The organism is Pseudomonas sp. rhizo25 (assembly GCF_031931935.1).
Taxonomy (GTDB): Bacteria; Pseudomonadota; Gammaproteobacteria; order Pseudomonadales; family Pseudomonadaceae; genus Aquipseudomonas; species Aquipseudomonas synxantha.
Window position 1 is genome coordinate 1 of record NZ_JAUJXA010000023.1, and the last position, 8,718, is coordinate 8,718.

Genomic DNA, 8,718 nt, shown 5'->3' on the forward strand with positions numbered 1-8,718 from the left:
CGATTCCAGCAGGCACAAGGCGGCAGGGATTGTCTAGGAAACGTCCTGCAATTTAAAGGGACACGCCTTGCTGGCCCTTTAAAAACCATGACCAAATGCCACCAACCCCTCATTTGAAATGCAGACAAATGTGGGAGGGGGCTTGCTCCCGATGGCGGTGTGTCAGTCACAGATGTGTTCACTGACACTCCCTCATCGGGAGCAAGCCCCCTCCCACAGGGTTCTCCAGTGTTGGTAAGTATGGGCTTACCGCCGACCCGCCCGCGTACTCACATCCACCCACACTGCCAGCACCAGAATGCTGCCTTTCACAATCATCTGCCAATAGCTGTCCACGTCCAGCATCGACATGCCGTTGTCCAGGCTGGTAATCACCAAGGCCCCGAGCAACGCGCCGTATACCGTGCCCGAGCCGCCGCGCATCGAGGTGCCGCCAATAAAGCAGGCGGCGATGGCGTCGAGTTCGCCCATGTTGCCCGCCGACGGTGACCCGGCAGCGAGGCGGGCGGTGTTGACCAGGCCGGCGAGGGCGCACATCACGCCCATGATGCCGAAGATCCACAGTTTTACCGCCTGTACATTGATGCCTGACAGCCGCGTGGCTTCCATATTGCTGCCCACCGCGTACACCCGTCGACCAAAAACGGTCTGGCTGGTGACGTAGCTGAACACGCCGAGCAGCACCAGCAACAGCAGCACCGGCACCGGGATGCCGTCGTAGCTGTTGAGGGTGGTGACAAACCCGGCGAGCACCGCGCCGATCAGCACCACACGCAGCCCGTCACGCGCCAGCGAGTGCGCGGCCAGGCCATGCAGTGCGCGGTTGCGCCGTTGTTTCCAGGTCAGAAAAAGCGTCAGCGCGAACAGCAATACACCCAACCCTGCGCCCACCGTGTGAGGCAAGTAGCCCTGGCCCACATACACCAGCGATGGCGACACCGGCGCGATGGTGGTGCCGCCGGTAATCCCCAGCAGAATCCCGCGAAATGCCAGCATGCCGCCCAGGCCGACGATAAACGAGGGGATGCGCAGGTAAGCGGTCATATAGCCGTTGGCCAGGCCGATCATCAGGCCGCACAGCGCCACCAGGCTGAGGTTGGCCAGCAGCGGCACGTGATAGACCACGTCGAGGATCGCCGCCAGCCCGCCCAGCAGCCCGAGCAACGAGCCCACCGACAAATCGATCTCGCCGCTGATGATCACCAGCACCATGCCGCACGCCAATATTCCGGTGATCGACATCTGCCGCAGCAGGTTGGACAGGTTGCGCGGGGTGAGGAAGCCGCCCTCGGTCTGCCAGCTGAAAAACAGCCAGATAAACGCCACGGCGATCACCAGCGCGAGCATTTTGTAGCGGGTGAAAAGGTGTTTGACCTGATTCATCTACAGGGTCTTCCGATGGTTATTAGGTTGGCTGAGCGCCGCGGCGAGCACCTGTTCCTGGGTCAGGCCGGCATTGACGAAATCGCCCCGCAGCTGGCCGTCGCCCATCACCAGCACGCGGTTGGATACCCCTAGTACCTCGGCCAGTTCCGAGGAGACCATGATGATCGACACGCCTTCGGCCGCCAGCGCGCCCATCAGCTTGTAGATCTCGTACTTGGCGCCCACATCCACACCCCGCGTGGGTTCATCGAGGATCAGCACCTTGGGCTTGGCCATCAGCATTTTCGCCAGCACGGCCTTCTGTTGGTTGCCGCCGGAGAGGCTGGTGATAGGCAGGAACGGGCTGGCGGTCTTGAGGTGCATACGCGCGATTTGCTGGTCGATGCTGCCCAGTTCGGCCTCGGCGTCGATGCGGGTCAGGTGCGCATAGGTATCAAGTACCGCCAGGGTGATGTTATGGCCCACACCCAGGTCGGGGATGATGCCCTGGCGCTTGCGGTCCTCGGGCACCATGCACAGCCCGGCGCGGATCGACTTGAGCGGCGTGCGCGTGTCGATCAGCTGCCCGTCCAGCCACACCTCGGTGCTGTAGCGGCCGGGGTAGGCGCCGAAGAGTGCCGACACCAGTTCGGTGCGCCCGGCGCCTACGAGCCCTGCAATGCCGAGGATTTCGCCGCGCTTGAGCACAAAGGAAATATCGTCGACACGCTTGCGCTTGGGGTTGTCGACGTCGTAGCAGGTGACGTTGCGCGCTTCAAAGATCACTTCGCCCACTGCATGGGGCTCGGTGGGGTAAAGGTTGCTCATCTCGCGGCCGACCATCTGCGTGATGATCCGGGGGATGTCCATGTCAGCCATGGCGGTGGTCGCGATATGCTTGCCGTCGCGAATCACCGCGATGGTGTCGCACACCGCTGCCACTTCATCGAGCTTGTGGGAGATGTACACGCAGGCCACGCCCTTGGCCTTGAGGTCTCGGATAATGTCCAGCAGCACCTCGATTTCCGAACGGGTCAATGCCGAAGAAGGCTCATCAAGAATCAACAGGCGCGCCTGCTTGTTGAGGGCCTTGGCGATTTCCACCAGTTGCTGATAGCCGCCGCCGTACTGCGACACCGGCAGCGCCACATTCATGTCCGGCACCTTCAGCTCGCGCATCAAGGCTTCGGCACGGTGCAGCATCGCCGGGTAGTTCATGCGCCCGCCGGGCAGGGTCAGCTCGTGGCCCATGAAGATGTTTTCGGCCACCGACAGGTCCGGCACCAGGGTCAGTTCCTGGTGGATGATAACGATGCCGGCCGCCTCGGTTTCGCTGATGGACTGGGCTTTGAGCGGCTGCCCATCCCAAAGGATTTCACCCTCCCAGGTGCCATGGGGGTAGACCGCCGACAGCACCTTCATCAAGGTGGATTTACCGGCACCGTTCTCGCCGCACAGGCCGACGCATTCCCCCGGTCGTACCTTGATGTCGATGCCATTCAACGCCTTGACACCGCCAAAGCTTTTGACGATGCCGTTCATTTGCAGCAGGTAGTGCGACATGGCGATGGCTCACACAAAAGGCCGATAAAACACGCTCACTGTAGGAGCGAGCTTGCTCGCGAAAATCGCGCAGGCGACGCGGGCCTGCCTGGCAGCGCTGCGTTATCGTTGGCGCTTTTCGCAGGCAAGCCAGCTCCTACAGGCCGATCTGCTCTTTGGTATAGAACCCGTCCTTTTCCAACAGGTCGATGTTGGCCTTGGTCAATGGCGTCGGGGTGAGCAAGATGGTGTCGACCTTCTTGCTGCCATTGTCGTATTGCGAGCTGTAGGTGGGTTTTTCGTTGCGCGCCAGCTGCACCGAGAGCTTGGCTGCTTCGGTGGCGATCAGTTTGAGCGGCTTGTAGACGGTCATGGTCTGGGTGCCGTCGATCACGCGCTTGACGGCGGCGAGGTCGGCGTCCTGGCCGGAGATCGGCACCTTGCCCGCCAGCTTCTGCGCAGCCAGGGCCTGGATTGCGCCGCCGGCGGTGGCGTCGTTGGACGCGACGATGGCGTCGATCTTGTTGTCATTACGGGTCAGGGCGTTTTCGACAATGCTCAAGGCTTCGGTAGGGTTCCACTCCTTGACCCACTGCTGGCCGACAACCTTGATATCGCCCTTGTCGATGGCCGGTTGCAGCACCTTCATCTGGCCTTCGCGCAGCACCTTGGCGTTGTTGTCCGTCGGTGCGCCGCCGAGCAGGAAGTAATTGCCCTTGGGCGCCGCCTGCAGCACACCGTTGGCCTGCATCTCGCCGACTTTTTCGTTATCGAAGGAGATGTAGGCGTCGATATCCGCGTTGAGGATCAGGCGGTCATAAGACACCACCTTGATCCCGGCCTTCTTGGCTTCGGCCACGGCATTGGTCAACACGGTGGCATTGAAGGGCACAATGACGATCACATCGACGCCCCGGGAGATCAGGTTTTCGATCTGGGAAATCTGCTTCTGCTCGTTGGCATCGGCGGACTGCACGAACACCTTGGCGTCGAGTTTTTCCGCTGCCGCAACAAAGTAATCGCGGTCGCGGGACCAGCGCTCCAGGCGCAGGTCATCGATGGAGAAACCGATCTTCGGATGAGCAGAATCGGCCATCACCGGCAAGGCAAGCAGGGCCAGGGCGCTGGCGAGCAGGGTGCGTTTGAATGATTTCATGGTGGTGCGTCCCTTTATTGTTGTTGGAAAGACACAAGGTGATGCGGGTAGAACTGTAGAGCGTCCCTTGACGCTCTGTGCATAGATTTGTCGTGCAAATGTCACCGATAGATAAACCGATTCACAACCCCCTCCAGCATCTCCTGCCGACCACTCACCGCCTGCGGGTTCAGCTCCTGGGCAAACGCGTGCTCAGCCAGGGACTGCAGGCTGAACTCACCCGCCAGCACCGCCTGGCCCAACGGCTGCTGCCAACCGGCATAACGCTGGTCCTTGAACTGCTGCAAGCGGTCGTCCTGCACCATCGCTGCCGCACGCTCCAGGGCCAGGGCCAGCACATCCATGGCCGCCACATGCCCGTGGAACAGGTCCACCTCGTCCAGGCTCTGGCGCCGGACCTTGGAGTCGAAGTTGTAGCCGCCGTTCTTGAAGCCCCCGGCCTTGAGGATTTCATAGGTGGCCAGGGTCATTTCCTCGACGCTGTTGGGAAACTGGTCGGTGTCCCAGCCGTTCTGCGGGTCACCGCGGTTGGCGTCGATGCTGCCGAAGATCCCCAGTGACACGGCGGTGGCGATCTCATGATGAAAACTGTGCCCGGCCAATGTCGCGTGGTTGGCCTCGATGTTCACTTTGATTTCTTTCTCCAGGCCGTACTCATGCAGGAAGCCGAACACCGTGGCGCTGTCGTAATCGTACTGGTGCTTGGTCGGCTCCTGGGGTTTAGGCTCGATCAACAGGTCACCCGTAAAGCCGATCTTGTGCTTGTGCTCCACCACCATGCGCATAAAACGCCCAAGCTGTTCACGCTCGCGCTTGAGGTCGGTGTTGAGCAGGGTTTCATACCCTTCACGGCCACCCCACAGCACATAGTTGGCACCCTTGAGCCGCAGCGTGGCGTTCATCGCACTGAACACCTGGGCGGCAGCGAAGGCGAACACTTCCGGGTCCGGATTACTCGCGGCCCCGGCGGCAAAACGCGGGTTGCTGAAGCAGTTGGCGGTGCCCCATAGCAGCTTGATGCCGGTCTGTTCCTGATGACGCTCCAGGTGATCGACCATCTGCGCAAAGTGGTTGCGGTACTCCTTCAGCGAGCTGCCCTCCGGCGCCACGTCGGTGTCGTGGAAACTGTAGTAGTCGATACCCAGCTTGGAAAAAAACTCAAAGGCCGCCTCCGCCTTGCCGATCGCCAGCTCCATCGGATCGCCACTGCGCTGCCATGGGCGCTTGAACGTGCCCATGCCAAACATATCCGCCCCTGGCCACACAAAGGTGTGCCAGTAACAGGCGGCCATGCGCAGGTGCTCCCGCATGGGTTTGCCGAGGATGAGTTTGTTGGCGTCGTAATGGCGAAAGGCGAGGGGGGATTCGCTGGCAGGGCCTTCGAAGCGAACCTTGTCGACACCGGGAAAGTACGGCATGGCGGTTTCCTTATTGTTCTTGGCGGTGCCTGGATACTAGCAACGGCACCTGGGGTGCTGATTATGAAAATCACCAAGGTGTAGTGCGATTTTGAGTGGGGCGTTCAGAACGGCTCAGGGAGTACGTGATTTAGGGAAACGTCTGACTTTACGGTGGGGATATGCCTCTTCAAAGTTTAGGGGTGTCAGCTAAGACCACCAATAAGGAAAACATCATGAACGCATCGCACTTTTCGCTATATACCAATGAAGTGACGCCTGACTTACTCAATCAATTAAATAAATCACCCTTTACGGAGCAGCAGTTATCCAACTTCAATGAGCGCGCTTTGCAGCTCGTTAAGGATCAGCAGGCTTATTGCAACGCTCACCCGCCTATTGCTATTTACCGAATTGCCGCCGAAGGCAGTCAGACCCGTAACGGTGGTGTCATCAAGAAAACCGCTTCGGGGCTTGAGTTTAGATTGGCCGACGGCTCGCAAGTACGTGCGGCACACAAGGGTGATTACGTGGAATATGCCGACGGCACTCAAGCGCCTATCGTGACAGGATCGGGCGAAGATAATGGCCATCTCGCGCTGGTAGGCAGTTATCTCAGCAATGGCGACCAGATTATTAATACGCCTCAAGACTCGTCAATTTTGATTGAACGTCAGGGCGTTCCATTGGCAAAAGATTTTCTACCGTCTATGAAATAGCAGGGGCGCAATGTCCTGTTGGAAATATGCCGGTACGTCCGGAACAGATTAAGGAAAAAACAATGAGCGTAGGTTATTTCATTGGCCTGGGTGATAAAACCACCTGCGGCGGGGAAGTGCTGGACGGAGATAACAGAATCAACATACATGGCCTTCTTCATGCGTGCGAAGGTGACCGAGTTACCTGTGGCAAGGATGGGCAAACCTATAGGATCGTCGGTGGCATTTCATTCATGAACAGCCATGGCCGGCTTATGGCCGGTACGTTGGATAGCTACAGTGACTGTCCCTGTAAAGCCGAGCTGGTGCCTTCGGTGTTTTCAGCCAAGTATCACAGCAGAGGTGGCTCGGTGGTGAGTGCCAACAGGCAAGCCGCGGAGCCGGTCCGGCCAACGACTCACTGGGCAGCGCCGTCTCAAAACGCTTACACCCCGACAAGCCATTCGGCGCCGCCCGCATTTAACAACCTCTCGAGCCAGGAACCAGGTTTTTATATCGTGCCCAAAAGCATGACTCGCGAAGCGTTGGAGGCCACGCTGTTTCCAATTCGTGATCCGGCGGCGATGCGCAAGTTTCAATCACTGAACCCCAATACAAGTCACGTCAAAGCCGGCTCGATGATCGTGCTCAGCGATCCGAACAACACCTCCTGCACCTATCAGGAAGCACAACTGATGCAGGCCGCTCGGCAGGTCGATGCCTCCCTGGATGCCTTGACGCCAGACGAGGCCGACTTCCTGTTTCGCCACGGCGCCGAAATCGCAGGTTTCATCGGCCATACCTCAACCTGGCTCGGCGTGAGTGCGGTGGTGATGGAGAAGCATCTGAGTAATCTGCGCGACACACTCCAGGCGATGGAGCGCCTGCATCAGGAAAGCTATCGGCAGCACGGCCACCTTAAATCGCCGCAGTTCTTTGCTGATCGTCAGCGGCTGATGAACCAGCTGGACGCCCATTTGCTCAACTCCACGCGCCTGCGCGGCCAGACAACTTTGGGCGATCACCCGAAGTTGAAAACGGCCCTGGGTATTTCCAGCCGCAGCCTGGTGCATCACTGGGACAAGGCGGGCGGGCCGGGGCAGATTCCGGGGTATGCCGCTCATGTGGAGGCTGTTAGTCGTGCCACGAAGTATATGAAGGCAGGTGGTTATATCGGTATTGGTCTTGGGGGCGTGTCTTCGCTGTTGGCTATACAGCAGGTGTGTAATGCGAATTCTGGAGCTGCATGTGAGAGGGTCAAGTTCACTGAAGGGGGGAAGTTCGCAGGCGCTACATTTTTTGGTGTAGGAGCAGGAGCGTTAGCCGGTGCGACAGGCGGCTCAGTCTGCTTGGCACTGGGTGTTACGACGGGAATAGGGGGAGTGGTCTGCGTCGCGGCTTTAGTAGGAGCCGGCGCATGGGCAGGTACCACCTATGGTGGTCAAGGTGGTGAATACGTGGGTGAAAAGATCTACGAGGCTATACAACCATGACTAACATGGATACTTGGCCTCCTTGGGTTGCGATTATCTTTGCCGGAGGCCCTATTCTGCTTGCAGCTGCTGGCCTTGCTTTTAGCCTTTACCTTACTCATTGTCATCTGGAAGCCATGAAGGAGGCTCTAAAAAATAGTCGTTATATGTACATATGGGGGACAAGTTTGGGGAGGCGCGGTTTGATTTGGTCTCTCTTGGAAATGTCGAAAATCGCCGGAATGGTGGTTTGGCCAAGGGCCTCTATCATTATAGGAGAGGTTGATCCAGTCGACATCGAGAAGTTTCCTCCCTACCTGAAGCGACTTTTAGTTATCGATTTGGCAATGATGATAGTTGCCTGTATTTGGATGGGTGTCGTGGTTGTACTGCTTAGATTTAGGTGACCTCAAAGCGGGCCTCATATGAGGCCCGCTGTCCTGATCAGGCAAACCTGCGCGTACTCGTTACTGGCAATCCAGCAGGTGTGTAAAGGAGCCTCTGGGGAGGATTGCAGGAGGATCAAGTTTACGGAAGCGGGAAGTTCGCTGGGGCCACGTTCTTCGGTGGTTTGGGTGGATGGGCGGCGCTGTTATCTGTATCGCAGCCATTGTAGAAGCTGGCGCATGGGCAGGTACCACCTACGGTGGTCAAGGTGGTGATTACGTGGTTGAAAAGATCTACGAGGCTATACCATGACTAACATCGATACTTGGCCACCTTGGGTTGCAATTATCTTTGCCGGGGGGCCTTTTGTGCTCGAACTCGTGAGTATTGCGTACAGCTTGTTCCTGAGTCATCGACATTTGGATGCGATAAAAGAGGCGTTGAAGAACAGTCGCTATATTTATCTTTGGGGGCCGAGCCTGGGGAGGCGCGGCTATATTTGGTCGTTGTTGGAGATGGCAAAAATCACCGGGATGATAGCGATGCCAAGGACATATATCCGCATTGGCGACTTGAGCCCTATCGATTATGAAAACTTTCCCCCTTACCTAAAACGCCTACTGAACCTACATTTAGCAATGATAGTTGGCACGGGTGTTTGGCTGATAACTGTATTCATAGTTTTAAAGTTTAGGTAGATA

Annotated in this window: 8 protein-coding genes; 4 read left to right on the forward strand and 4 right to left on the reverse strand. The window is 57.9% G+C overall.

The annotated features are described in order from the left end of the window. Positions 1-246 precede the first annotated feature (246 nt). The 4 genes from QZR30_RS26275 to xylA form a co-directional block, all read right to left on the reverse strand. On the reverse strand, positions 247-1,383 hold the full coding sequence (locus tag QZR30_RS26275) for a sugar ABC transporter permease (protein ID WP_198721322.1): 1,137 nt from the start codon (positions 1,381-1,383) through the stop codon (positions 247-249). Continuing rightward, entirely contained in the window at positions 1,384-2,928 is a 1,545-nt protein-coding gene (xylG, locus tag QZR30_RS26280; protein ID WP_311904589.1) for a D-xylose ABC transporter ATP-binding protein, read from the reverse strand. It abuts the gene before it with no gap. 136 nt (positions 2,929-3,064) lie between these two features. Beyond that, entirely contained in the window at positions 3,065-4,063 is a 999-nt protein-coding gene (gene xylF / locus QZR30_RS26285) for a D-xylose ABC transporter substrate-binding protein (RefSeq protein ID WP_043050245.1), read from the reverse strand. A 101-nt stretch (positions 4,064-4,164) separates the two neighbouring features. Further along, positions 4,165-5,481, reverse strand: coding sequence for a xylose isomerase (gene xylA, locus QZR30_RS26290; RefSeq protein ID WP_043050246.1), 1,317 nt, complete (start codon positions 5,479-5,481; stop codon positions 4,165-4,167). A gap of 215 nt (positions 5,482-5,696) precedes the next feature. Here xylA and QZR30_RS26295 point away from each other — a divergent pair, with 215 nt between their 5' ends. The 4 genes from QZR30_RS26295 to QZR30_RS26310 all read left to right on the forward strand — a co-directional run bounded on the left by QZR30_RS26295 (position 5,697) and on the right by QZR30_RS26310 (position 8,715). Then, the gene (locus QZR30_RS26295; RefSeq protein ID WP_056846021.1) at positions 5,697-6,179 is read left to right on the forward strand and encodes a hypothetical protein; all 483 of its coding nucleotides are present in this window, start codon (positions 5,697-5,699) and stop codon (positions 6,177-6,179) included. A gap of 62 nt (positions 6,180-6,241) precedes the next feature. Beyond that, the gene (locus QZR30_RS26300; RefSeq protein ID WP_311904591.1) at positions 6,242-7,651 is read left to right on the forward strand and encodes a PAAR domain-containing protein; all 1,410 of its coding nucleotides are present in this window, start codon (positions 6,242-6,244) and stop codon (positions 7,649-7,651) included. Further along, on the forward strand, positions 7,648-8,037 hold the full coding sequence (locus QZR30_RS26305) for a hypothetical protein (RefSeq protein WP_311904592.1): 390 nt from the start codon (positions 7,648-7,650) through the stop codon (positions 8,035-8,037). The genes QZR30_RS26300 and QZR30_RS26305 overlap by 4 nt, the downstream gene beginning before the upstream one ends. Before the next feature lie 288 nt (positions 8,038-8,325). After that, on the forward strand, positions 8,326-8,715 hold the full coding sequence (locus QZR30_RS26310; protein WP_056846017.1) for a hypothetical protein: 390 nt from the start codon (positions 8,326-8,328) through the stop codon (positions 8,713-8,715). Positions 8,716-8,718 lie beyond the last annotated feature (3 nt).